Origin of the sequence: Winogradskyella eximia, from assembly GCF_003386165.1 — a bacterium.
Lineage (GTDB): Bacteria > Bacteroidota > Bacteroidia > Flavobacteriales > Flavobacteriaceae > Winogradskyella > Winogradskyella eximia.
Map to the genome: position 1 here is coordinate 532,017 of NZ_QRDV01000001.1, position 24,144 is coordinate 556,160.

At 31.3% G+C, this 24,144-nt stretch carries 30 protein-coding genes and 1 tRNA gene; 24 read left to right on the forward strand and 7 right to left on the reverse strand.

Annotated features, from left to right (window positions below; genetic code table 11):
- Nucleotides 1-33 precede the first annotated feature (33 nt).
- From DFQ10_RS02315 to DFQ10_RS02330, 5 genes are all read left to right on the forward strand, one after another.
- Nucleotides 34-591 (forward strand): hypothetical protein, encoded by a 558-nt coding sequence (locus DFQ10_RS02315; RefSeq protein ID WP_115815817.1) that lies wholly within the window; start codon nt 34-36, stop codon nt 589-591.
- Between the two features lie 155 nt (nt 592-746).
- Nucleotides 747-1,028: a hypothetical protein gene (locus DFQ10_RS02320; RefSeq protein ID WP_147299163.1), complete on the forward strand. Its 282-nt coding sequence runs from the start codon at nt 747-749 to the stop codon at nt 1,026-1,028.
- A gap of 27 nt (nt 1,029-1,055) precedes the next feature.
- Nucleotides 1,056-1,229 carry a hypothetical protein gene (locus DFQ10_RS18490; RefSeq protein WP_181897558.1) on the forward strand — a complete coding sequence of 58 codons (174 nt, stop codon included), beginning with the start codon at nt 1,056-1,058 and terminating at the stop codon, nt 1,227-1,229.
- A 275-nt stretch (nt 1,230-1,504) separates the two neighbouring features.
- A complete protein-coding gene (gene ribB / locus DFQ10_RS02325; RefSeq protein WP_115815819.1) occupies nt 1,505-2,167 on the forward strand; it encodes a 3,4-dihydroxy-2-butanone-4-phosphate synthase in 663 nt (220 codons plus the stop codon).
- Complete coding sequence (locus DFQ10_RS02330) at nt 2,168-2,743, forward strand: Crp/Fnr family transcriptional regulator (RefSeq protein ID WP_115815820.1); 576 nt, start codon at nt 2,168-2,170, stop codon at nt 2,741-2,743. It abuts the gene before it with no gap.
- A 118-nt stretch (nt 2,744-2,861) separates the two neighbouring features.
- Here the strand turns inward: DFQ10_RS02330 and DFQ10_RS02335 are convergent, their stop codons facing one another.
- Both DFQ10_RS02335 and DFQ10_RS02340 read right to left on the reverse strand, forming a co-directional pair.
- On the reverse strand, nt 2,862-3,188 hold the full coding sequence (locus tag DFQ10_RS02335; protein WP_115815821.1) for an ArsR/SmtB family transcription factor: 327 nt from the start codon (nt 3,186-3,188) through the stop codon (nt 2,862-2,864).
- 7 nt (nt 3,189-3,195) lie between these two features.
- A complete protein-coding gene (locus tag DFQ10_RS02340; protein ID WP_115815822.1) occupies nt 3,196-3,609 on the reverse strand; it encodes an SRPBCC family protein in 414 nt (137 codons plus the stop codon).
- 335 nt (nt 3,610-3,944) lie between these two features.
- Between DFQ10_RS02340 and trxA the strand changes: the two genes are divergently transcribed.
- The 7 genes from trxA to DFQ10_RS02370 all read left to right on the forward strand — a co-directional run bounded on the left by trxA (nt 3,945) and on the right by DFQ10_RS02370 (nt 9,775).
- The gene (trxA, locus tag DFQ10_RS02345; protein WP_115815823.1) at nt 3,945-4,262 is read left to right on the forward strand and encodes a thioredoxin; all 318 of its coding nucleotides are present in this window, start codon (nt 3,945-3,947) and stop codon (nt 4,260-4,262) included.
- Between the two features lie 137 nt (nt 4,263-4,399).
- Nucleotides 4,400-5,329 carry a DUF58 domain-containing protein gene (locus DFQ10_RS02350; RefSeq protein WP_115815824.1) on the forward strand — a complete coding sequence of 310 codons (930 nt, stop codon included), beginning with the start codon at nt 4,400-4,402 and terminating at the stop codon, nt 5,327-5,329.
- A gap of 76 nt (nt 5,330-5,405) precedes the next feature.
- Nucleotides 5,406-5,479, forward strand: a tRNA-Asp gene (locus DFQ10_RS02355).
- 299 nt (nt 5,480-5,778) lie between these two features.
- Nucleotides 5,779-6,096: a hypothetical protein gene (locus DFQ10_RS02360; RefSeq protein WP_115815825.1), complete on the forward strand. Its 318-nt coding sequence runs from the start codon at nt 5,779-5,781 to the stop codon at nt 6,094-6,096.
- A gap of 687 nt (nt 6,097-6,783) precedes the next feature.
- Nucleotides 6,784-6,954, forward strand: coding sequence for a hypothetical protein (locus DFQ10_RS18495; protein ID WP_181897559.1), 171 nt, complete (start codon nt 6,784-6,786; stop codon nt 6,952-6,954).
- Nucleotides 6,955-7,076: 122 nt separating this feature from the next.
- Nucleotides 7,077-9,110: a tetratricopeptide repeat-containing sensor histidine kinase gene (locus tag DFQ10_RS02365; RefSeq protein ID WP_147299164.1), complete on the forward strand. Its 2,034-nt coding sequence runs from the start codon at nt 7,077-7,079 to the stop codon at nt 9,108-9,110.
- The gene (locus DFQ10_RS02370) at nt 9,107-9,775 is read left to right on the forward strand and encodes a response regulator (RefSeq protein ID WP_115815827.1); all 669 of its coding nucleotides are present in this window, start codon (nt 9,107-9,109) and stop codon (nt 9,773-9,775) included. Before DFQ10_RS02365 ends, DFQ10_RS02370 begins: the two co-directional genes overlap by 4 nt.
- A 257-nt stretch (nt 9,776-10,032) precedes the next feature.
- On the opposite strand, the gene DFQ10_RS02375 is transcribed toward DFQ10_RS02370, so the two are convergent.
- Nucleotides 10,033-10,530: a DUF456 domain-containing protein gene (locus tag DFQ10_RS02375; RefSeq protein ID WP_115815828.1), complete on the reverse strand. Its 498-nt coding sequence runs from the start codon at nt 10,528-10,530 to the stop codon at nt 10,033-10,035.
- Nucleotides 10,531-10,656: 126 nt separating this feature from the next.
- On the opposite strand from DFQ10_RS02375, the gene DFQ10_RS02380 reads away from it, so the two are divergent.
- The 4 genes from DFQ10_RS02380 to DFQ10_RS02395 all read left to right on the forward strand — a co-directional run bounded on the left by DFQ10_RS02380 (nt 10,657) and on the right by DFQ10_RS02395 (nt 15,091).
- On the forward strand, nt 10,657-11,016 hold the full coding sequence (locus DFQ10_RS02380; RefSeq protein WP_115815829.1) for a BlaI/MecI/CopY family transcriptional regulator: 360 nt from the start codon (nt 10,657-10,659) through the stop codon (nt 11,014-11,016).
- 2 nt (nt 11,017-11,018) lie between these two features.
- Nucleotides 11,019-13,358, forward strand: coding sequence for a M56 family metallopeptidase (locus DFQ10_RS02385; protein WP_115815830.1), 2,340 nt, complete (start codon nt 11,019-11,021; stop codon nt 13,356-13,358).
- Between the two features lie 9 nt (nt 13,359-13,367).
- Complete coding sequence (locus DFQ10_RS02390; protein WP_115815831.1) at nt 13,368-14,498, forward strand: tetratricopeptide repeat protein; 1,131 nt, start codon at nt 13,368-13,370, stop codon at nt 14,496-14,498.
- Nucleotides 14,499-14,614: 116 nt separating this feature from the next.
- Nucleotides 14,615-15,091 carry an energy transducer TonB gene (locus DFQ10_RS02395; RefSeq protein ID WP_115815832.1) on the forward strand — a complete coding sequence of 159 codons (477 nt, stop codon included), beginning with the start codon at nt 14,615-14,617 and terminating at the stop codon, nt 15,089-15,091.
- Nucleotides 15,092-15,145: 54 nt separating this feature from the next.
- Here the strand turns inward: DFQ10_RS02395 and DFQ10_RS02400 are convergent, their stop codons facing one another.
- The 4 genes from DFQ10_RS02400 to DFQ10_RS02415 are packed head-to-tail and all read right to left on the reverse strand — an operon-like array spanning nt 15,146 to nt 18,912.
- On the reverse strand, nt 15,146-15,883 hold the full coding sequence (locus tag DFQ10_RS02400) for a Bax inhibitor-1/YccA family protein (protein WP_115815833.1): 738 nt from the start codon (nt 15,881-15,883) through the stop codon (nt 15,146-15,148).
- The gene (locus tag DFQ10_RS02405; protein WP_115815834.1) at nt 15,883-16,743 is read right to left on the reverse strand and encodes a hypothetical protein; all 861 of its coding nucleotides are present in this window, start codon (nt 16,741-16,743) and stop codon (nt 15,883-15,885) included. The genes DFQ10_RS02400 and DFQ10_RS02405 overlap by 1 nt, the downstream gene beginning before the upstream one ends.
- Before the next feature lie 52 nt (nt 16,744-16,795).
- Nucleotides 16,796-17,944 (reverse strand): glycosyltransferase family 2 protein, encoded by a 1,149-nt coding sequence (locus DFQ10_RS02410; RefSeq protein ID WP_115815835.1) that lies wholly within the window; start codon nt 17,942-17,944, stop codon nt 16,796-16,798.
- A complete protein-coding gene (locus DFQ10_RS02415) occupies nt 17,944-18,912 on the reverse strand; it encodes a lysylphosphatidylglycerol synthase domain-containing protein (protein WP_115815836.1) in 969 nt (322 codons plus the stop codon). Before DFQ10_RS02415 ends, DFQ10_RS02410 begins: the two co-directional genes overlap by 1 nt.
- Nucleotides 18,913-18,939: 27 nt before the next feature.
- Between DFQ10_RS02415 and DFQ10_RS02420 the strand changes: the two genes are divergently transcribed.
- From DFQ10_RS02420 to DFQ10_RS02455, 8 genes are all read left to right on the forward strand, one after another.
- A complete protein-coding gene (locus DFQ10_RS02420; RefSeq protein ID WP_115816417.1) occupies nt 18,940-19,578 on the forward strand; it encodes a cell envelope biogenesis protein OmpA in 639 nt (212 codons plus the stop codon).
- A 4-nt stretch (nt 19,579-19,582) separates the two neighbouring features.
- A complete protein-coding gene (ruvC, locus tag DFQ10_RS02425) occupies nt 19,583-20,137 on the forward strand; it encodes a crossover junction endodeoxyribonuclease RuvC (RefSeq protein WP_115815837.1) in 555 nt (184 codons plus the stop codon).
- A gap of 34 nt (nt 20,138-20,171) precedes the next feature.
- On the forward strand, nt 20,172-20,537 hold the full coding sequence (locus tag DFQ10_RS02430) for a hypothetical protein (RefSeq protein ID WP_115815838.1): 366 nt from the start codon (nt 20,172-20,174) through the stop codon (nt 20,535-20,537).
- A 29-nt stretch (nt 20,538-20,566) separates the two neighbouring features.
- Nucleotides 20,567-21,694 carry a radical SAM family heme chaperone HemW gene (gene hemW / locus DFQ10_RS02435; protein WP_115815839.1) on the forward strand — a complete coding sequence of 376 codons (1,128 nt, stop codon included), beginning with the start codon at nt 20,567-20,569 and terminating at the stop codon, nt 21,692-21,694.
- Between the two features lie 2 nt (nt 21,695-21,696).
- Complete coding sequence (locus DFQ10_RS02440; protein ID WP_115815840.1) at nt 21,697-22,446, forward strand: cyclase family protein; 750 nt, start codon at nt 21,697-21,699, stop codon at nt 22,444-22,446.
- Between the two features lie 108 nt (nt 22,447-22,554).
- Nucleotides 22,555-23,166 (forward strand): DUF4230 domain-containing protein, encoded by a 612-nt coding sequence (locus tag DFQ10_RS02445; protein WP_115815841.1) that lies wholly within the window; start codon nt 22,555-22,557, stop codon nt 23,164-23,166.
- A gap of 80 nt (nt 23,167-23,246) precedes the next feature.
- Entirely contained in the window at nt 23,247-23,606 is a 360-nt protein-coding gene (locus tag DFQ10_RS02450; protein ID WP_115815842.1) for an MmcQ/YjbR family DNA-binding protein, read from the forward strand.
- Nucleotides 23,607-23,741: 135 nt separating this feature from the next.
- Nucleotides 23,742-24,116: a hypothetical protein gene (locus DFQ10_RS02455; RefSeq protein ID WP_115815843.1), complete on the forward strand. Its 375-nt coding sequence runs from the start codon at nt 23,742-23,744 to the stop codon at nt 24,114-24,116.
- The last annotated feature ends 28 nt before the right edge of the window (nt 24,117-24,144 follow it).

The following is a 24,144-nucleotide window of genomic DNA, read 5'->3' on the forward strand; positions in this document are numbered from 1 at the left end:
GCATATATTTATGAGTTAGCCACAAGCTGAAAAATGACAACCGAGAAACAAATAGCATTAGGAAAAAAGACAGCTCTGATTTCATTCATTATCGGAACTGCTATTTTTGGAATATATTTTTTGACATCTAATCGGCAATTACTTTTTGTCGGTTATGGATTTATAATTGTTGCAGGAATTTTTAATATAATCATTCTGATTTTAATGCTGACAAAAGCAAATAGCGACTCTGAAAATCAAAAAAAACTACTAAAAACAAGCGGATTAATGCTTTTAAACATTCCGATTCTATTTATTTATGTTTGGTTCGCAATGTTGTTAATTGGGAATATGCGAATAACATTTACGAATACAACTGAAAATAAGCTGACTGAAATAAATATTATTGGTTGCGAAACTGAATATATTGCAGAACTCGAACCGATCGAAAGTAAAACTGTTTGGGTCGGAATTACAGGTGATTGTTCAATTAATGTTGACTATCAAGAAAACGGAGAAAAAAAGAACGAAATTGTAGCTGGATATGTAACTGGTGGAATGGGACAAAAAATGAACCATAAAATTGGAGGAGAAAATCATTTGGAATTTTAGAACGGAAAAAAGCCAGATGGCTAACACTGTATATAGTTTATTGTTGGTTCTAGCCTACTTACAGAAATCCTTGTGGATTTTCTATTCGGTTAGTATTTACTAATTAGGTACTTAAAACACGTAACTAACCATACGCAAAACAGTTCTAAACCACTATGAAATACCGAATATTTATGCTTCTATCAATAATGAATTTATTAGGTTTTGGGCAATCAAAAGAAGAAAACAAACCAAAAATTGAAAATGAATTTAAAACGGAAGAAATATTTATAATAGGAGAGTGTAATTTCTTCTTCAATAAATCAAAGTGTATAGTCAAGTATGAAAATAACAAGGTAACTGATTTTACTTTCGTTGGGAATATGGAAATATTTGAAAAACTTGATGAAAAAGATGATTTGGAATTTAAGCATTTTATTTATCCGCCTGAACTATAAATTCGGAATTTGACACTTGAAAAAAATATGGAAACCAAAATTACGGAAAACAATCATTTGGATTCTGAAGTTGGACTTTATTTTGGAGAACACGGCTCTGTTGAGGCTCAAGTATTTATAAAAGATGGATGGATTAGAATAATTGGATTTGGAGAAGTATATGGAAAAAAGTATCCAATCAAAATTAATTTTAAATTATAGAAAATTATTTAGTGAGTAAACTGACTTTAATACGAGAAATTAAATCTGAAAAAAACGGCTTACAACACCGAGTATAAGTAATTGCTTGGTCAATGCCAGCTTACTAACATTACTACACATGTCCGCTTAGCTAGGGTTCTGCGTAATATTTTATCCTTCATTCCTTCTGTAAAATCTAACTAATAGATTATTTTAAAAATTCAATTTATTGACATACATCAAATAGTTTGATTTAAGACCACACTAGTTTTGTTCCTAAAATAATATACTTTAAAATGGTACTTACAGAATTAGATACATTAAAAATATTTGGTAACGACGCTCAAGAACGAATAGAAAAAGCATTAGAACATCTTAGAAATGGTAATGGTATTATTTTAATGGATGATGAAAACAGAGAAAATGAAGGTGATTTAATATTCTCTGCGCACCATATGACAACTGAACAAATGGCATTTATGATTAGGAAATGTAGTGGTATTGTTTGTTTATGTCTAACCAATGAAAAAGCAGATGCCTTACAATTACCCTATATGGTAAAGGAAAACACCAGTAGTTTTCAAACCCCTTTCACAATTTCTATTGAAGCAAAAGAAGGAGTGACAACAGGAGTTTCGGCTAAAGATAGATTAAGAACAATCAAAGTGGCTTCTCTTGATAATGCTATGAGTAAGGATTTAGCAAAACCTGGTCATATATTTCCGTTAAGAGCTAATAATAATGGTGTTCTTGAAAGAGGTGGTCATACAGAAGGTAGTGTAGATTTAATGAAATTAGCAGGTTTAAAACCAGAGGCCGTACTCTGCGAATTAATGAACGACGACGGTACAATGGCAAAAATGGACACGATTACAGAGTTTGCATTTGAGCACAATTTGATGGTCTTATCAATTCAGGATATTATTCATTATCGTAAATTTGTAAGAGATTATAACTAAATGACAAATTATATTGAACTTACTAATTTCATAAAAAAGAATATTGATATTGAAGATGCCGATTTAAAAATGGTGTTGTCTTATTTTAAAACCATAAAGAAAAGTAAAAATGAAATTTTACTTTCAAATGGAAAAAATAGTCAGGTGAGTTATTTCGTTAAAAAAGGGTGTTTAAGGCTGTTTTACATAGATGAGCACGGCAAAGACATTACACGTTATATTGCATTTGAAAATCAATTTGCAACAGAATTGGTTAGTTTTATAACCAATGAACCAGCACAAGAAACAATTCAGGTTATTGAAAATAGTGAGCTCTTGTATATCTCACACCATGATTTTAGACATCTCATGACCATTGTTCCTAAATGGAAAGATTTTTATAGTATCTATTTAGAAAAAGCATATGTAAATAATTCAAAAAGGTTACTGTCATTTACAGCTTTAGATGCATCAGAACGCTATAAACAATTATTTAAAATCAGTCCCAACATTGTTAAACGTCTACCCAACAAAATAGTGGCTTCCTATATTAATATATCACAAGAAACTTTGAGTAGGATAAAATCTAAAATTTAATGTTATTCTAATTCTGAGTGTTATAACAGGCTTTAAGTTTTCTTTATTAATTTAGTGACTAAATTATGGAGCGAATTAGACATGAAACGTTTAAAAATCAATTCTAAAATTATTTGAGTTAAACTTTCTTTTCGTCCAAATAACTTTCCAAATTACCTAAAGAATCATCCCAAAACTGAGCATAAAATTGCATCCATTTATTCACTTCTTTTAAAGGTTTTGGGTCTGCAAAACAGAAACGATTTCTACCTTGTTCTTCCATTTGTACAAGTCCAGTATCATTTAATATTTTAATGTGTTTGGTGACGCCTTGTCTGCTCATTTCAAACTGATTTGAAATTTGAGTAATAGACAATGCTGAGGTTGCAATTACTAAGGCGTGAAAAATATCACGCCTTGTAGGATCTGCAATAGCTTTAAAAAGCTTGGTAATATTATCTTGCATGTTAGTTTTATTTTAAATAAGCTGTTAAGCCATCAATACAATTATCCCAACCTCCATTGAAACTTTCGAACATGGCAATGGCTGTGTCACCAGTATAATTTTCAATACCAGAATGTTCTAAATACAGCTTTGTGGTATTGCCTATGGCTTCTAATTTCCATGTTACGGTTGTCTCTACATTGGTATCCGCAACAATCCAAGTATAAATTAATGTATAAGGATTAGCTTCTTTTACGGTTCCACTTATGGTTGTGCAGCCTTTTTCGTTTGGCTCTGATGAAAAAGTGTAGTTGTATCCTTTTTCGGCTTTAAAATCGGCTTGGATAAACCATGTTGAGATTTCTTCGGCTTTTGTAATGGCATTCCAGATTTGATCTATTGGATGATTGAATACCTTTTCTTTTGTGATTGTTGTGCTCATAATGTTCGTTTTGATTAATATGCAACTTTATGGTTGCTAAATTACAGAAACAAATTTAATATGCAGCTAAAAAGTTGCATAATTATTCTGAAGTTGCGCAAAGGATGGCAGTGGCATCCTTTTTTTTGTTGCCGCATATGGCAAAAAAAAGATATAACGAACAGCCTGACCCTTTGGGTTGCGCCAAAATATTTATACATCTAAGGCTTCTATATCGCTATAATCAAAACAAATAAAGGCTTTGTAAGGTTTGCGGAATATTTTGACTAATTTTGTAATTCTACCAGTAGAGTGGTAGTTGAAAAACGAAGTACAACACAAAAAAAATAAATATTATGGCATTAGAAATAACAGATGCAAATTTTGACGAAACAGTATTAAAGAGTGACAAGCCAGTAATGGTTGATTTTTGGGCTGCATGGTGTGGACCTTGTCGTATGGTTGGACCAATCATTGACGAAATCAGTACAGAATACGATGGTAAAGCTGTGGTTGGTAAGGTTGATGTTGATGCAAACCAAGAATTTGCTGCTAAATATGGTGTAAGAAACATACCTACGGTTTTGATTTTTAAAGACGGAGAAGTTGTTGGTCGCCAAGTTGGAGTTGCACCTAAAAATGCATATTCGGACGCTATTGACGCACTTTTGTAGTCTGACGATAAAATAAGTTTCTAAAAGAAATGATAAAAGGTTTGCCTATATGGTGAACCTTTTTTAGTTTGGACAAGTAACAGTTCCTTTTATTTTTTGCTAAACGCAACCGAATTAAAGGGAGTTAGGAAAGTATTATGGATTTACAACAAGAACTCAATAAAACAGGCGGTTTTAAAAACCTAGAATTATTAGCGAAGCAGGTCGTTGAGGGTTTCATTGCTGGTATGCATAAAAGTCCATTTCATGGGTTTTCAGCGGAGTTTGCTGAGCATAAAATTTATAATCCAGGTGAAAGTACTAAACACATAGATTGGAAGTTGTACGCTAAAACAGATCGTTTGTATACTAAGCGTTATGACGAGGAAACCAATTTGCGTTGTCATATTATATTAGATAATAGTAGTTCTATGCATTACCCTGAAACGGCAGGGACATCTATAGAGCATTTAAATAAAATTGCATTTTCGGCTTTAGCAAGTGCGTCTTTAATGCATATTCTTAAAAAGCAACGTGATGCTGTAGGATTAAGTATTTATAGTGATAACTATGATTTCTATTCACCAGAGAAAGGGAGTGAACGTCATCACCAGATGTTATTACACAAATTAAGTGAAGCAGTGGTTTCTAAACCAGAAACAAAAACCACGGAAACATATAGATATTTGCATCAGATTGCAGAAAAGATTCATCGCAGATCGCTGATTTTTGTGTTTACAGACATGTTTCAAACGTCGGAAGATGACGAAAAACTGTTTGAAGCCTTGCGACATTTAAAGCATAATAAGCATGAAGTGGTCTTATTTCATGTTTTTGATAAAGAAAAAGAACTGGCTTTTGATTTTGATAATAGACCCAAACGATTTATCGATATTGAGACTGGTGATCACATTAATTTGTATGCAGATACCATAAAAGAGACTTACGAAAAAGCTGTAAAAGAATACTTTACCGACTTAAAAATAAAATGTGGGCAATATAGAATTAAGTATGTTGAAGCTGATATTAACGCCGGATTTGATAGTATATTAACGACCTATATGATAGAGCGACAAAAATTTATTTAGAATATTTTTTATTTTTTTAGTTTTTTGTTTGTCAAATTAAAAATGCAGTGTATATTTGCCCTCGCAATTAAGCAACGGTCTGGTAGTTCAGTTGGTTAGAATGTCGCCCTGTCACGGCGAAGGTCGCGGGTTCGAGTCCCGTCCAGACCGCTAAAATTGCAAAAAGAAGCTTCAAGAAATTGAGGCTTTTTTTTAGCAATTAAAAGATGTTGTGTTGTTCCAAGAGAGATCTTGGAAGTAGTTTACCAAAGTAATTTGGTATTCCAATGAGAAGCTTTCCTTTTTTCTGAATAAGAAGATTGGGATGCTTTTTTGTTTTAGGTCAATAAGTTTTAAGGTTATTGTATTTAAAATGAATGAAATTTCACTAAAAATACGTAGTTCTACGTATATCTATTTTGATACTTAGATTGTACTTTTAATTCATATTAACTTTAAGATAAAATATCATGGCACGAATAATTGCAGTAGGTAATGTAAAATCTGACGGAACAATTTTTAACTCAACACCAGGAATAACTATTGATACTAGAGGTGCTTATGCAGGTGAAATGTACAAAGTGAATTTACCTCACGGTTTAATTTATCACGATAATTATATTATACAGCTCACACAAGAGTTAGTTGATGATGGAGATCAAGATCATTGGTTTACAGCTATAGGATATTTATATAGATCTAAAAATGGATTTCATGTTGGTATCATAAGAGGCAATAATGGTCAATATATAAGAGGAAATTGGAGTTTTACGCTTTTAGATCTTTAGCCCTCATTAAATATTTAATTGAAAAGTGTTCCTCTTTCTAATTAAGAAGATTGGGATGCTTTTTTTTGTTTTAAGGAGGTTTTGAGTAGGGGAATAATACCATTGAAGAGTTGCTTTCATAATTATTAAAAATAAATAACTTTATTAAGGTGCTGAAATACAGAAACTTTAACTTTAAGTGGTTCTATAAAGTCATTAATTTGTGATTTTCAAGGTGACTTATACGAAACAGAGGTGTCTTATAATTGCTATTAATCAATAATTTTAAATCGGGTTGCAAGAGATTGCAACCCTTTTTTTATTTTGATGAATCTGTTGTCTTTTTTTCAAAATTAATTTTAGAATATTGTTTCACTTAACCCTTAAGTTATCAACAAGTTATGAACACAAATTTCGTTTTTGGTCGGATAATATAGGCGCTTAATCGATGATTTGTTAGGAATTTATAAAAATACGCTTATATTTGTCATTCTTATTAAGTGAATAAGTCGCTTAAAAAAGGAAATTTTTAGTCCATTTTACTATTAGACATATTGCTTGTCTAGAAAAACGTCCCTCGTTTTTATTTTAGTATAATTTTAGGTATCACCTAAAATAGTTAATAATCCATTCCCTTCCCTCTGTGTGTAACGCTTTGCGCTACTCGCTTTTGATGTTTAACTAATTTTAACCCTAAATTAAATACTTATGAAAACCCTAAAAATTACCTTAGCTTTAGCCGCTGTTTTATTATTAACTGTTTCTGGTGTAAAATCAGATGAAGGTATTAATCAGAACGAACCTACAGTTAAAGAATATAGTCCTAACGATTTACTTGCTGTTGACAAGAAAAAATTAAAATTGATTGGTCATGGATAAGATTTAAGACTAAATCTTTTAAATATAAAATTAGCCTTTGCAAATCTGCAAAGGCTTTTTCTATTTTAAATTCACAGTAGTTTTGAATTTTAGACTATTTTTGGTTGTAAAGTTGCTATAATTTGAACACGTTTCGTTTTTTCTTATTGGGTTTAGTTTTCTGTATTAATGTTGGTAATAGTCAGCAGAATAGAGATGCACGAGCTATTGATAGCCTCATTGAGTTATCTCAAGATGGTGCTATCTCTAATGAAGAATCTTTAAACTATGCTTTACAAGCTCAGGATATTGCGAAATCTTTGGGTATTGATTCTTTAACTTTAAAGTCTGGTCGAAACTTAGCATTAATGTATTTGTATAACGACCAAATTGAAGAATATATTCCGCAAAATTATACAAATCTTAACCTTGCATATAAGCTGAAGGACTCCTTTGCAGTGGCAGTGGCTTCTTCAAATTTAGGGTCTTATTACAGGTTGTATCAAAAAAACGATAGTGCGTTTTATTTCTTTTCAAATTCAGTAAAATATTTATCTAATCATAAGGCGTCTTACATTAAAGCACAATCTTATTATATGGTTGCTGATGTAGAACATGTGGGTAAAATATATACAAGTGCAGAAGTAGATGCGGTTAATGCATTAAGAGTGTTAGATCAACTTCCTCAAAATGAAGAAAACTTAGATATGTATTGGGGGATTTATAATTTGCTTGCTATCATATCAAAAGATATTGGAAATTATGATAAAGCCATTGAATATTATGACGAATCCATAGCTTATGCAAAACGCATGCAAAATGGATATGTCAATGAAATATTTTCAATAAATAACAAAGCTAATGTGTATAGAGAGCTTGGGCAGTATAAACTTGCTATAGATCTCTATGAAGGCCTTATATCTCAAAGAAAGAAGTATGAAACTATAGATCCTTCTTTTTATGGTTCGTTAATTAATAATATAGCATTGACCAAAATGACCTCTGGAAATTATGTCTTTAGTGAGGTTGAGGCAGAATTGAAAGACGCAATAGCAATAGCTTATAAAGAGGATGATGATAATGGAAAGCTAAATGCTATTTTAGATTTATCTAATTTATATTTAAAAGAGCATAAGACGGATTCGGTTAAGAAATATGCTAAGCAAGCATATGATTTGGCTACTGCGTTTTCATCAAACGAAGCGAAGCAAAAAGCACTTTTTCTACTTGCAGCAGTTGTTGAGGGAGATGAGGGAAAAGAATTATTAGTTGAACATATTAGACTTGGTGATAGTCTAGAAAAAGTTCAAAAATCAGTTAGAAATAGAATTGCAAGAATCAAATATGGAACAGACCAAATTGAGGCAAAAAACAAACAGATTTCAAAAGAAAATTTATACTTATTAATTTTATCTATTGGTCTTCTTTTAACTGCAATATTGGTTTATGTGGTTATTTCACAGCGTGCAAAAAACAGAAAATTAAAATTAATTCAGGTACAACAAAAGGCAAACGAAGATATTTATAATCTTATGCTTGGGCAACAGGATAAAGTAGAAGAGGCAAGAGCAAAAGAAAAAATGAGAGTATCTAAAGAATTGCACGATGGTGTTTTGGGTGGACTGTTTGGTGTGCGTTTAAGTTTAGATAGTATTAATTTTAATGAAGGAAAAGAGGCGATGATGACCAGAGCCAAATATATTAGTCAACTTCAATCCATTGAACAAGATATCCGTAAAATATCTCATGATTTAAATACCGATTTTGTGGCTGGTTCTAGTTTTATGGATATTGTGGCGGAACTTATTAAAACTCAATCTGTCGCCTACAGTTTAGAACATGAATTTATTTACACAGATGATATCAGTTGGGATTTAGTGTCCAATAAAATTAAAATTAATATTTATAGAATCATCCAAGAGTCGATGCAAAATATCTATAAACATGCCAATGCTAAATCAATTAAAATTAGTGTTTCATTAAAAAAAGACTTAATTTGCTTGCAGATTGTTGACGATGGAGATGGCTTTGATACTTCTAAAAGTAAAAAAGGTATTGGATTAAAAAACATGAAATCTCGTGTTGAAGATATTAAAGGAATTATCACCTTTACATCTCAATCTGGAGATGGCACAACAGTTAACGTTCAAATTCCCTATTTAAACCAAACCACATGAATCACATTAACATTTTAATGGTAGACGATCACCCAATTATTATAGAGGGCTATCAAAATGTATTAATGGCTACAAAGAAAGAGGATCAAACTTTACATATAGACACAGCTCACAATTGTGACGAAGCTGCTATTATGATAGAGCGTGCGTCAAAAAAATATCCTTATCATGTTTGTTTTTTTGATATTAGTTTGCCTGCTTCAGAAGATGGAAAGTATGCTTCTGGTGAAGATTTGGCTTTGTTAGCAAAAAAAATAATGCCTAGAGCTAAAATAGTGATTCTTACCATGTTTAATGAAACCTATAGAATTCATAATATTATAAAAGAAATAAATCCGGATGGTTTTCTTATTAAAAGTGATTTAACATCTATGGAATTAGCAGATGGTTTTCAGCAAATTTTAAAATCACCACCTTATTATAGTAGTACTGTAAATAATTACTTGAAGAAAACCATTTCGAGTGATATTTATGTTGATGATATAAATCGAAAAATTTTACACTTATTATCTCAAGGGATCAAAACAAAAAGTCTAAATGAGTACGTAGATATTTCTACAAGTGCCATTGAAAAACGAAAAAAACAACTCAAGTTATTGTTCTCTGTTGAAGATGGAAAAGACGAAACATTGCTAAAAGAAGCGCGAGAAAAAGGCTATTTATAAAAAATATCGAATAAATAGTACATTTTTTCAGTTTTAAAAGCGCTTGTGTCCCTTGTTATATATGGGAACTACGGTTTTACCACAGCAGATTTACGGTTTTACCACAGCAAAAAGTTATTCGAGTCACTTATATTTACACCGTCAGCAAGAATTAATTAATCCCTTTTTAAGTAATTGTTGAATTAATAGCAAGAAGATTAAACCTAATCACATCTAATGTGGCTAGGTTTTTTTCTGTTATATAAACTTGAAATTAATTAGTACCAACTGGTGTTATGTTCTGATAGTTTTACTATAAAAAAACCTAAGTAAACTATAGCTACAATAAACTTCATAAAAGTTGAAGCTATAAAGCCTAAGAAAGACCCAAAAGCGGCTTTAAGTGCTTTATCTATATCGTTTCTGTGAATCATTTCCCCTATCAGTGCACCAATAAATGGGCCTATAATAATCCCAAAGGGAATGGGTGAGAATATTCCAACAATTAAACCAAGTGTAGTACCTACCATACCAGCCTTACTGCCTCCAAAACGCTTAGTGCCAATAGCGGGTATAATATAATCTAACACATATATAAAAATAGTGAATATAAGTGTGACGATTAAAAAGGTCTGACTCAACTCTACGCCTTTGGTAAAATGCAGAACCAAAAGACCAGCCCAACTTGTAAGTGGTCCTGGTAAAATAGGCAAAAAGCTACCTAAAATGCCTAAAATCATAAGAAGTAGTGCAACGAGCACTAAAAATATTTCCATAGTAATAATTTGTTATTCAATAATAAGACGCAATAAACAGACCAAAGTTACATTTTAAACTAAAAGATTAGTTCAAACTAACTTTTTAGTTATATTTGTAAAGTGTTAAACTAAAAGATTAGTTCTATGAAACAGTTAACAAAAGCAGAAGAGGAAATTATGCAAGCCTTATGGCAACTTAAAAAAGCGAATGTAAAGGCTGTTATTGAAACGTTGCCAGATCCTAAACCTGCTTACAATACAGTATCTACTATTGTTAGAATTTTAGAGTCTAAAGGTTTTGTAGACTATGAGAAAAAGGGGAAAGGACATGTGTATTTTCCAATAGTTGCTAAGGAATCTTATAGTAACCAGTCCATCAATAAATTAGTAGATAATTATTTTCAAGGCTCGTTTAAAAGTATGGTGTCCTTTTTTGTTCAAAAAAATGATGTGGACGTCAAAGACATTGAAACCTTATTAGATGAAATTAATAAAAAGCACTAACTATGTTGTATTCTATTCTTCAAATTATAGCTTTTCAAGCGTTGTTTTTATTGATTTACGATCTTTTTTTAAAACGCGAAACGTTCTTCAATTACAATAGAGCGTATTTAATTATTACCTCCATACTTTCATTTGTGTTGCCATTTCTAAAATTTCCAGAATTGAAAACTATGGCAACTAAAGATTTCGTAATTCACTTGCCAGAAGTGTTTATTGGAGTAAAAACTCCTACGGTTTACGATATTCAAGTTGCAGAGCAAGCAGGTATTGTTTTAGAGCAACCACAAACTCCTATATGGCAAATAATAGGAGTTTGTGGTATTGTGATTGCGTCATTCATTTTTCTAGTTAAAATCGCAAAATTATACTGGCTAAAACATAAAAATCCAAAGCGTTGGCAAGGCAATATCCTTATTGTTAAGCTCATAAAAAGTAGTGCAGCATTTTCGTTTTTTAATACCATATTTTTAGGGGAACATATTTCAGAGTCAGAAAAACCAACCATTTATAAGCACGAATTAATTCATATTAAAGAATACCATACTGTAGACTTATTATTTTTTGAGTTACTGAGAATTGTATTTTGGTTTAGTCCATTAGTATATGTTTATCAAAATAGAATAAAAGAATTACACGAATATATAGCAGATGCCAAGGCTGTAAAGCAAAGCGGAAAAGCGGAATATTATACAAGTTTACTCAACCAAGTTTTAGATGTGAACAATGTCTCATTTACCAATACATTTTTCAACAAATCATTAATCAAAAAAAGAATCGCTATGTTACAAAAAAGGAAGTCAAAACAGCTTCATCTCATAAAATACGCCTTGTTAATTCCTATGGTTTTTGGGATGTTAATTTATACGTCTACAGAAGTACGAGCACAACAAAAAGTTGAAACGCAAGAGAAAGTAGTTGACCAAGAATTGACTGAAGAGCAGTTAATAAAAAAGTACTATGAAGAAATAGTTACCATGAAAAAAAATGGAGCTACTTTCTCTGAAATCTCAGATTATGCAGGATTTAATAAAGAAAGTCGAGAAAAGTATATTCTGTCAAGAGAAGAATTTTTGAAAGCGGAAGCATTTAGTACGTTTATTGCCGATGAAACTATAGCGAATAAATCAGAAGAAGGAACTTTAACACAAAATGATATTAATTTTTCTGAATTTTTGAAAGAAAGAAAGTATCAAAATTATCAAGACTATAGAGCTTACAAAAAAACAAAAGAAGCTAAAGAGCATTGGGAATTAAGTACACAAGATCGTGTTTTAAAACTTTTTGTAGAAGATGTAGCAAACAAAACAGAAGAAGAAACTAAGCGTTACAATGGTTTATTGAAACAATTAGAAAGCGATGATTATTTTAATAAACTCGTAATAACAGACGGTAAGTCTACATTAGTATTAGACTCATATGTTTCTAATGATGGTGTCGAAATTATTAAAGAAGAGATAGAACCTGTTGAAGTTCCTTTCTCTGTTGTAGATGAAACTCCAACAACTCTTGAGTGTAAAGATTTAGAATCTAATAAAGAGCGAAAAGATTGCATGAATATGTTTGTCAATAAACACATCGCTAAAAATTTTAACACTAGCGTTGCAGATAGTTTAAGTCCTGGGAAAAAACGAATTTTTGTGCAATTTAGAATTGGTAAGGATGGTATTATTAAGGATATTAAAGCCAGAGGTCCAAGTGTAGCGTTAGAAGCAGAAGCAAAGCGTGTAGTTGCAACATTACCGAAATTTATTCCTGGGAAACAAAAAGGTGAAGTAGTTGTAGTCCCTTTTTCTATTCCAATTGTTTTTGAGGTTAAAGGAGATGGTAATAAAAAACAGGTCACTAAATCGTATGATGAGCTCGTTGCGCAAAGAGATCGTATTTTAAAGAATTCTAATAAAAACAATGCCTTAGTAACTGAATTAAATCATCAGATTGAAATTCTAGAGGTAAATAAAAAAGAAGGCAAAATTCCATTTAGTATTGTTGAAGAGGTTCCAGTTCATCAAGATTGTAAAGGGATTTCAAATAAGTCTGATCAAAAAAAGTGTACAATTTCTGCAATTAATAAGCATGTCGCCAAAAGCTTTAATACCGATTTAGCAAGTTCTTTAGGTTTACCAGAAGAACAAATACGCATCCATGTGCAATTTACTATAGATAAACAAGGTGATATAACAAAGATTAACGCAAGAGCACCGCATCCAAAACTAGAAGAGGAAGCCATTAGAATTATAAAATTATTGCCTCAATTTACACCAGGAAAAGAGGATGGAATAGTTGTAGATGTACCTTATTCTCTGCCAATAGTTTTTCAAGTTCATAGTTCTAAAAAAGACTAATTATTGCTTATGAAATTATTTTTTTGGTTCTTATGTTTTGTTTTTACATTGAATGTGAATGCACAAAATCTCAAAGAAAAAGCAGATGATTTTTATGCTAATGGCAATTTTTCTAAAGCTATTGAGACCTACAAATCACTTAAAAATTTAGATGATGTTTACGATGATATTGCGAAGGCTAATATCGCTATTGGTAACTATGGTGAAGCTCTTGTTAATTATGAAAAAGCAATAAAAGCCAATACCGATAATTTATTGTTACAATACGAATTTGCTAAACTTCTAACTAAAACAAAAAATTATAATGAGGCTAATCGGTTATTTACTAACCTGATTGTATCAGATAGCTTAAACCCAAATTACTACTACGAATTAGGAGTGGTTTTGGAAAAGCAAAAAGACACTACAGCGTTATTGCAATTCAATAAAACATTTAAGCTAGATGACACACATCAAAAAGCCATTTTCAAAATTGCGAAATATCATTTAATGAAACGCAGTTTTATAGATGCGCATGGTTTTATAGATAAAGGTTTAGAAAGTTATGAAAATAATGTGGAGCTTATAAGCTTAAAAGCGCAAACCTATTATTATCAAGAATATTACACACATGCAGTGGTTTGGTTTAAAAAGCTTTTAGAATTAGGGGAAAAATCAGAATTTATCCATGAAAAATTAAGCTTAAGTTATGCGCAGAATTCAGATTACGAAGATGCAATTTACCATAGAAAGCAAGCTTTAAAATACAATCCTAATGATGCCAATAGCATGTTGGTAATTGGAGCATATTATGAACGTCTTAGCGATTTTGAAAAAGCTGAAGAATATATCTCAAGGGCTTTAAAAATTAAAGATCAGTCACTTTCAGACGAGTATCAAAACCTAGGGACGGTTTTAAATCGGCAGAAAAAGTATGAAAAAGCAATTAAGACGTTTCAGAAATCTTTAAAAGAAGATCCAAATAACTTAATGTCAGAATTCTTTTTACTGAGAACAAAAGACGAGTTTTATGCAGATTTAGATAGTAAAATTAAGCTGTATGAACAGTTTATCGCTAAGCATAAAACAAGTTACTTTGTAAAATATGCGGAAAAGAGATTAAAAGAATTGAAGCAAGAAAAATTTTTAGAAGAAGATTAATTGTAAACTAAGTAATATGGTAAGTATTACAGTCTTCATTTTTCATTCTAAAAGCAAAGCAGTCTAGTATATTTTTTGAATAAAAAATTGTACTTTTCGGCTTCAGAACTTTAGTAATGAATCGAATAGTTTTTCTTTTAATCTTTCTTTTTGCAACATCATGCAATTATTTTGAAAAGAAAAAGGTGTATCCTGAAGATTTACTTGAAGAAGAATTACAAACTTTTAATTGGAACGAAGTAGATACTTACCCAACGTTCAGTAATTGTGATTCTATGACTTCTAAAGAGGACAACAAGATTTGTTTTCAGAACACATTAATTAACGGTGTTAATGAATTTTTAGCCCAACAAAACATTGTAGTTTCTAATGATGTTTTTGATACTATTAGACTTCATATTATAATAGATAAGCAAGGACTTTTAGAAGTAGAATCTATGAAAATTCATTCTGAAACAGTTCAAGAAATTCCTCACATTGATAGTCTTTTACGTCAGAGTTTAAAGAGTGTTCCAAAAATATTTCCGGCTATAAAAAGAGGACAACAAGTTACAACTACGTTTGAATTACCTGTAATTGTAAGAATTAATTAAAACATCTAAGTTAAATAGATCGCCATCATTACTGGTTAATGAGCATTGTTGTAATTAAAAGCGTAAAGCAAATTTTTGCATTAAACGTAAGACTTCAATATACAACCAAATTAAGGTCGCTAAAAGTCCCCAAGTTGCAATCCATTCCTTGTATTTAGGAGCTCTATTTTTGTAGCGTTCTATGTAATCAAAATCTAATAGAAGCGCAAAAGAAGCCACAACAGCAGCTAAAATATTAAAGACAATTGCAAACCAAGATGTTCCCCAAATGTAATTTTTAATACCAAAAAAACTCAAAATCCATGTTATTAAATATGTCACCATTATACTAACGGTAGCAGTAATAATGACACTTCTTAGTTTTTTAGTTACTACAATGAGACGTAGCTGGTATAGCAATAACATTACAAAAAAAGTAATAATAGTTACGCCAATCGCTTGGTATGGTAAGTCCGGATAATGACGATGCGCATATGCAGAACAACCTCCTAAAAAGAAGCCTTTTGCAATAACATAAAGTGGAACTAAAATGGGAGACCAATGTTGCCTTATAGAAATTAAAACACTCACAATTGCTGCAGCTAACATGCCACCTAAAGTAAACCATTGCATAGAAGCACCAGCTTCATTTAGTTTCCATACATAGGTTGTAATTAAAGCAATAATTAGAATGCTAATAATCGATTTAAAAATGATGCCACTAACAGACATGGTCTTTGCAGATGATTTAGTATCATCCCAGAAATAGCGATTAAATACAGGGTTTGAAGTTTTAAAGTTTCGTAAAGACATTATAGGTTCAACTTATATCCAATAGAAATGTCCGTAGAAAAATTACCTTGATTATCTAAAAATACAGCAAATAATTCGCCATATGCAATAGTGATATAACCATGGTTTCCTATTTTTATATCAGCGCCAATACCAAAAATAAAAGGCACATCAAAAGACGTGTCACTAATACTTTCTGAGTTACCGTCTTCATCGTCAATTGTAGAACTTGTAATGTTTAATGTGGCTAATTTTACCTGTCCATAAAGAGAAAAAGCAGATTGATTAATTATTCTATAACGATAGCCTAAAGCAATTTCATTAGTGCTGTAGTTAAAATCATCAGCATCAAAAGTGTGACGACCTTGTAAAAAACCAGAATGACGAGATAGTGTACTGGCTTCAAAGAATTCTAATTCGCCACCAATAAGCATCACTTTTGTGTTTTCGGGATTATCAACAAACGGATTGTTAGTTAGACCACCAAAAACACCAAGTCTTAGACCCAGTTTTCTTGTTTTCACCACAGAAGTGTAGTTAGAATCTGCAGAAATATTATAAGTGTTTATAAATGCCTTAAGATCGTAAAGGGTAAATTTAAGCTTATCTGTTGCCATACCGTTGGTAAGATGACTTAGTGTTGTTTTATATTCTTCTAGATAGGTTTTATTGTCTTTGGTGTTTTTTAATTCTGTAATTTCGTCATTTTCTGTTTTTACAAAATAACGATAGTTGCCACTATCACTCGTCCAGAGTAGATCTAATGAACCTTCTGCTTCCATTTTTAAATTAAGAGATTCTCCGTTAAGGGTGTAGTTTTCTTGCCCATAATTAACATGGAAAGTTAAAAACAGCAGACTAAATAAAAGTAGTTTTTTCATTTGTAGTAAGGAGTTGATTCAAGTAAAGCTACCAAAAATTTTGATTGAATTACTATTTTTTCGATGTTCTACCTTTCCAATGGTAAGACTTAAAGAAAGATAAGAAAGCAATGTAGACACTAAAAACAGGATATATAAGACTAGAAAACAAATAGGAAAGCAGCAGATTTTCTTGTTTAAAAAAGCGAGCTGTTTTAAATAATAATAAAAAGTCGATACTAAATTTAATAACAAATAAGGCTAAGGCAATTTTAAGTGAAATGAAATGCATTAAAACAGCAGGAATAAAAACAAGACTCATCAAATTTCCGAGTAAAACAATGAGGCCAACGACTTTAGCAAACCACTGCGTGAGATGACTTGTTTTTGAAGCCCAGCGTAAACGTTGTTGAATGAGGTGGTCAATATTTTGTGCAGCGTTTGTAGTAACAATAGCGTTGGTGGATTTTAAATAGGATACTTTTTTAGGATTGAGCTTTAAAAACTTTTCGAGAAGAAATACATCATCTCCACTAGCAACTGTATCATTACCTTTAAAACCGTTTACGGAAATAAATTCAGATTTACGATAGGCGAAATTTGCACCATTACACATAAATGGTTTTTTAATACCAAAACCACCAATTGTTGCACCTTGTAAACTTAAAAAGTCTAAGGATTGAAATCGATTAAAAAAAGAGGTTTTACCATGATAAGTAACAGGTGCAACCATGCAGTTTGGATCGTTAATTTGAACGAATTCATCAAATACATCTAGCCAATATTTAGGTAAAACACAATCTGCATCTGTGGTAACAATCCAATTAAACTTTGAAATTTTAATAGCAGAAGTTATAGCTTCTTTTTTTGGTGAATTTGTAGTGCTTTTACTCTCTATAATTTTTAAATGGATGTTTTCAGCATTCTGCTTTTTAGGCAATGTCTCTAGATACTTTTCAATTATAGACACTGAGTCATCTTCAGACGCATCATTAACCAATATCACTTCAAATAAATGTTGAGGATAGTTAAGTTTAACAATAGAATCTAATAATTTAGGAAGATTTTGAGCTTCGTTTCTAAATGGAATTACAATCGAAAATTTTGTCTTTGCAGGTAAATCTTGCAGCTTAAAATCAGAGACATTATCAAATCCATAAATGAGCATACCTATAATAAATAGATATAGAATTATGGTAATAATAGCGATTAACGTTAACATTATTCTATAAGATTAGTTAGTTTAAAGTTTAATACAAAATAGCTTCCTATGATACTCGGAATTACAAAATTAAGCAGCCACATTGTCGTTGTGATGCTTAAAATAGTGAGTTCGCTTATATGAAGATAATCAAATAAAAACACGGCAATACTTCCTTTTACAACAACATCAAAAATCGAAATCGTTGGCACAATAGAGGCTAATACATACATGCTTGTAATTGCCATCATCGCATTGGCGTAACTGATATCAACACCAAAAGCAATTAATAAATAATAAAACTGAAATGAAAATATAAGATATCTAATAAAAGATAGAGCAAGGTTTAAGCTATGTGTTTTTATAGATATTGATTTTATAAAAGTAAGAATTGCGGTAAATGAAACCCCTTTTATTTTAAATCGCTTTTGCTTCACACCAAATAAAACCAGTAAGCCGATGATTAAAATAATACTTGCAAATCTTGTTACTTTATAGAAATTGATGTCAATAGAATATGCATTCAAAAAGAAAAATAAACCAACAAGACCAAAAAGTGTGGTTACAGTCATTTGAGCCATATTCCCTAAAAGATTTAACAATACAATTTTAGTTCTTAATTTCTTAGTGAAATAAATCGCTTTTGCTCCATAATCACCAATACGGTTTGGAGTAATTAAGGAAGCAGTTAAGCCTCCTAAACTTTGCTCTAAAGCAGATATAAAGGAAATGTGTTTTAGGGTGCCAACCAAATGTTGCCATTTTAAGATTTCGAAAAACCAATTAAAAAAGCTTAATAGGATTAAAATACTGATGTTTTTAGTTGAAAAAACATTGTTTTCGTTTAAAAATGATAGAAATGTGCTAAATTCTAAACTTTCATTTTTGGTGATTTTTGAGTAAATAAAATAAAATGCACCAACTACAATACTCAATTTAATAAGTACAAAGAAGAATTGTTTAGTTTTGTATGGCACATAGGAACTCATATTACAAATAAAACCAAAAACTTAGAGATGGAACACAATTTTAAACAATACCTTTTCTTTTTTAGTCTTGTTTTTATCACTTTTAAAAGCGAAGCACAATTTAAGGATACCGCCAAATGGAAAGCGCTTTTTGCAGTTGGTGTAAATTACCCAACAACCGATGGTTTTGTAAAAGGCTCTTATGCGCAATCCGTAAATTTCCCAACGGTTAATTTAGGGATTCAACACATGCTAACACGTCAATACGGAGTAAAATTAGATTATGGTTTTAATCGTTTTAAAAACCATAAGGATACACCAGATTTTAAGATAAACTACTCAAGAGTTAATGTGCAATTTGTGTATGATCCTACAGAGTATCTTACGTTTTTACCCATGAGATTAAGAACAGTTGCACATGCAGGACCTGGTTTGGCTTTTGTAAAACCATTAGGGGTTTTACGAGATAATAAACAGACCTACTTAAATATTAATGCAGGATTAGAATTACATTATGCCATTAATGAAAAGGTTGCCATTTTTACTGATATTGCTTATTTGTACGGAGTTACTTCATTAGATGATTATAATCCTGCATTGAGCGGTTTGGGAGCATTTAATGGCAGTGTTTTTAACCTTACCTTTGGCTTGGCAGTTTCATTAAGCGGTTGTCAGTTTTGCGATTAAAAACATGAGTAAAGAAAAAATTATTTTAGGTATTGATCCAGGTACAACGATTATGGGTTTTGGACTGATAAAAGTTGTCGGTAAAAAAATGGAATTTTTACAACTGAATGAGCTCATGCTAAAAAAGTATGACGATCATTATCTAAAACTTAAACTCATTTTTGAGCGTACGGTAGAACTCATAGATACGTATCATCCAGATGAAATAGCCATTGAAGCTCCTTTCTTTGGTAAAAACGTACAGAGTATGTTAAAATTGGGAAGAGCACAAGGTGTTGCCATGGCAGCAGGTTTGTCTCGCGAAGTGCCAATTACAGAGTACGCTCCCAAAAAAATAAAGATGGCAATTACCGGAAACGGAAATGCCAGTAAAGAGCAAGTCGCCAAAATGTTGCAAAGCATGTTGGGTCTTAAAACGATACCTAAAAACTTAGATTCTATGGATGGTTTGGCAGCAGCAGTTTGTCATTTTTACAACCAAGGCAGAGTTGAAGTTGGAAAGAGTTATTCTGGTTGGGGAGCTTTTGTGAAGCAGAATCAGGACAGGGTTAAAAAGTAAATGCTATCAATAACAGTATTCAAAAAAACAGAAAATGAAACTGATAATTTCACTTTTTATATTTATTCAATCCTTTTTTGTTTTTAGTCAAGGACAAGTAGAAGCCAATGATATTGCACATCAAAATTGGTATCAATCCCAGAAAATAAAAGATTCATTAGTTGTAGAATTAATTAAGATTAACCAAAACGATTCCACTTTTATTGCAACCTTTAAAGTTTCAGAAAAACTTTGGGATAGTTTTGTTGAAGAACAGTTTAAACTCAAATTTCCAGAGTATGAATCTTGGGAAACAAGACGAGAAATTTATGGAAGCCAGTTTGATATGCTGAATTATCAGTTTATGAAATTGTATTGCGATTTAAGGATTGCTACTTTATATGATTTATTTGAAGAATAGTAAATATCAATTTGAATACTAAAAACTAAATGGCAGGCATCTACATTCACATACCATTCTGTAAACAAGCTTGTCACTATTGTGATTTTCATTTTTCAACCTCATTAAAGAAAAAAGATGAACTCGTAAACGCATTAACGAAAGAGTTAGAACTTAGAAAAGACGAATTTAATAATACAACTGTTGAAACTATTTATTTTGGAGGTGGAACTCCTTCTTTGTTGTCTAATGATGAATTACAATTTATAATAGATGCGGTTTATAAAAATTATAAGGTTTCAGAAAACCCAGAAATTACTCTTGAAGCGAATCCTGATGATTTATCTAAAGATCGAATAATCGAATTATCCAAAAGCAGAATCAATCGTTTGTCTATTGGTATTCAATCTTTCTTTGAAGATGATTTAAAACTCATGAATCGTGCACACAATGCCAACGAAGCAAAAACCTGTTTAGAAGAGGCAACTAAGCATTTCGATAATATTTCTTTAGATTTAATTTACGGTATTCCCGGAGCATCAAATGAGCAATGGTTAAAGAATATTGAAATGGCTTTGAGTTTTAATGTCCCTCATGTTTCGAGTTACGCTTTAACTGTTGAGCCTAAAACAGCTTTAGCATCCTTTATAAAAAAAGGAGTTATTGAAGATGTTGATGATGAGCAAGCACATGAGCAATTTCATGTATTGAAAGAGAAATTAGAAGCTTCTGGTTTTGTACATTATGAACTTTCTAATTTTGGAAAAGATGGTTATTTTAGTAAAAACAATTCGGCATATTGGCAAGGTAAATCCTATTTAGGTATTGGGCCTTCTGCACATTCTTTTAATGGAAAGCAACGTGGTTGGAATGTAAAAAATAATTCAAAATATATTAATGCTATAGCACAAAATGAATTACCGATAGAAATTGAAACCTTAACACAAACCGATCAGTACAATGAATATATAATGACAGGTTTGCGCACCATTTGGGGAGTGTCAATTAAAAAAGTAGAAGAAAACTTTGGCATAGTTTTTAAAGATTACTTAATTGAGCAATCAGAAGTTTTTATAAATCAACAATTATTGTATATTGATAAGGCGCATTTACGGGTCACAAAAAAAGGACAATTTTTATGTGATGGTATTGCCAGTGAATTATTTAAAATCAATTAAACGTGTTAACAACCATACAATACAATTCTAGAAAATTACAAATAGATTTATCTCAACCATTAGATATTTCAATTCCTATAACCGGAAAGGATTCTAATGTTAATGCTTGGTATTTGGGGCCTCCTAAGATAGTGCCAGAAACTATAGACGGAGAAACCATAAGTGTAGAACAAGGAGCGGTTGTAAATTTTAATACCATTACATTTAATCCACATTCGCATGGTACACATACCGAAACGGTTGGTCATATTACTGAAAAAGTATACTCTATAAACAAATGTTTAACTCAGTTTTTCTTTTTAGCTGAAGTGGTAACCGTTGCACCAGAAAAATTGGGAGACGATTATGTGATTTCTAGAAAGCAATTACAGTTTGCTTTAGGAAATAAAAAACGTGATGCTATAGTAATTAGAACCATGCCAAATACGCGTGAGAAATTTTCGAGACAATACTCAAATACCAATCCGACATATTTATTAGAAGATGCAGCAGAATATCTTAAATCTAAAGATGTTAAGCATTTATTAATCGATTTGCCAAGTGTAGACAAAGAACAAGATGAAGGAGAACTTTTGGCTCATAATGCTTTTTGGAACACCAAAGGGAAATTACGATTAGATGCTACAATTACTGAATTTATCTATGTGTCTAATAAAATTAAAGATGGTATTTATATGCTTAATCTTCAAATTGCACCTTTTGAAAATGATGCAAGTCCGAGTAAACCAATTCTGTACAGGGTAATTGAATAGATGACGAACTATTAAATCCTTTTTTTGAAAGTATTTAAATAGTGAAATGTGACAACAATCAGTCCTCGGTGTCACATTAAAAACACAAGTAGAAATTAAAGAATTAAAATGGAAACCTTTTTTATAATCATCATAAGTATTCTTGTCACTTTAGGTTTAGTGACAATTTATAAACAATGGAAGACAAAAAAAGTCACTAATGAACAATCCATCCTAATATTAGACAAAATAAAACGGGTTTGTAAATTTGTTACCGTTGAAGGTGATTTTGCAGAGATCTATCATTATGAAGACGTAAAAGAAAAGTTCTTAAAATTAATTTCTAGTCGAAAAAAAGCCTTAGTTGTTATTAACGCCAAAGCACATGTTGGCTTCGATTTGGGCAAAGTACAAATGTCTTCAAATGCTAAAACAAAAACAGTTAATCTAACGCATTTTCCACAGCCAGAAGTGCTATCTATTGAAAGCAATATCAATTATTATGATAAGCGAGATGGTATGTTTAATAAGTTTGAAGCAGCCGATTTAACGGAGTTACAAACTAGAGCTAAAACGCATATTATGGAAAAAATTCCAGAAAGTGGCTTGTATAATATCGCAAAACAAGAAGCTTTAGAAGCCATTCATCTTATTGAAAATTTAGTGGAAACTATTGGTTGGAAATTAGATTATTCAGCTTTAAAAATTGAAGGAGAAGAAGAAAAGAAATTGTTGAAGTAGGAGTTTGTCAATCCTTAAACTTATTTAAGATCTATTTTAAACGATGGGAGAGCAAAATGCTCGCTTTCTAATAAATTACTATGAATATAGAGGACTACAGAAATTATTGTCTAAGCAAAAAAGAAGTCACCGAACATTTTCCTTTTGATGAAGATACCCTTGTGTTTAAAGTTTTGGGAAAGATGTTTGCTTTATCCTCATTAAAAAGATGGGAAAATGGAGAAGCGTTTGTGAATTTAAAATGCGATCCAGAGTATGCTCAAGAACTGAGAGCCGAATACGAAAGTGTAAAGCCTGGTTATCACATGCATAAAAAACTTTGGAATAGTGTGTATATCAACTCAGGAGAACTATCACCAGAGCTTATAAGGAAATTGATAGATCATTCTTACGATATGGTTGTAAAAGGTTTACCTAAAAAGCTGAGAGATAGCATTTAGAATATATGTAAATTCTAATTAAAGACGCTTTTGCTCTAGTCGTCGTTCCAAAACGTTTACTCATCGAAAAAGCCCTTTTTTACTAATAATAGCCTTTAGTTTTGCGGTATAATTAATTAATATAACCCCAAGATAATGAGTACATTATTTATATACACCGTATTTTTACTAGGCCACCTAAGTGTTTATTTTTATTTCAAGAACAGTCTAACTTTATGTTCTAATGTTGTAGAAAACACTAATAGAATTAGTTCTCAGTTTCCGTCATTAGAAGCTCATAATTCACAAAAAGTAATTAGTAGTATTGAGAGTAATAAAAAGATGTTATTGCAAAAAAGCCTAAGACAGTTAGAGTTTATAAATGAATTTGAAATGTACTTAGATGAAAAATCACTTAATAATTTTTCAATTGAGTTTCTACAAGAATTTGAGCAAATAAAAATTGAAGCACAGCTTTCTACATTAAAAGTTACGGGACAGTTAAATAACGGGTTAAAATTGGCGGCATAAGGTTGCTAGTCCGTTTAACCATTCGTCG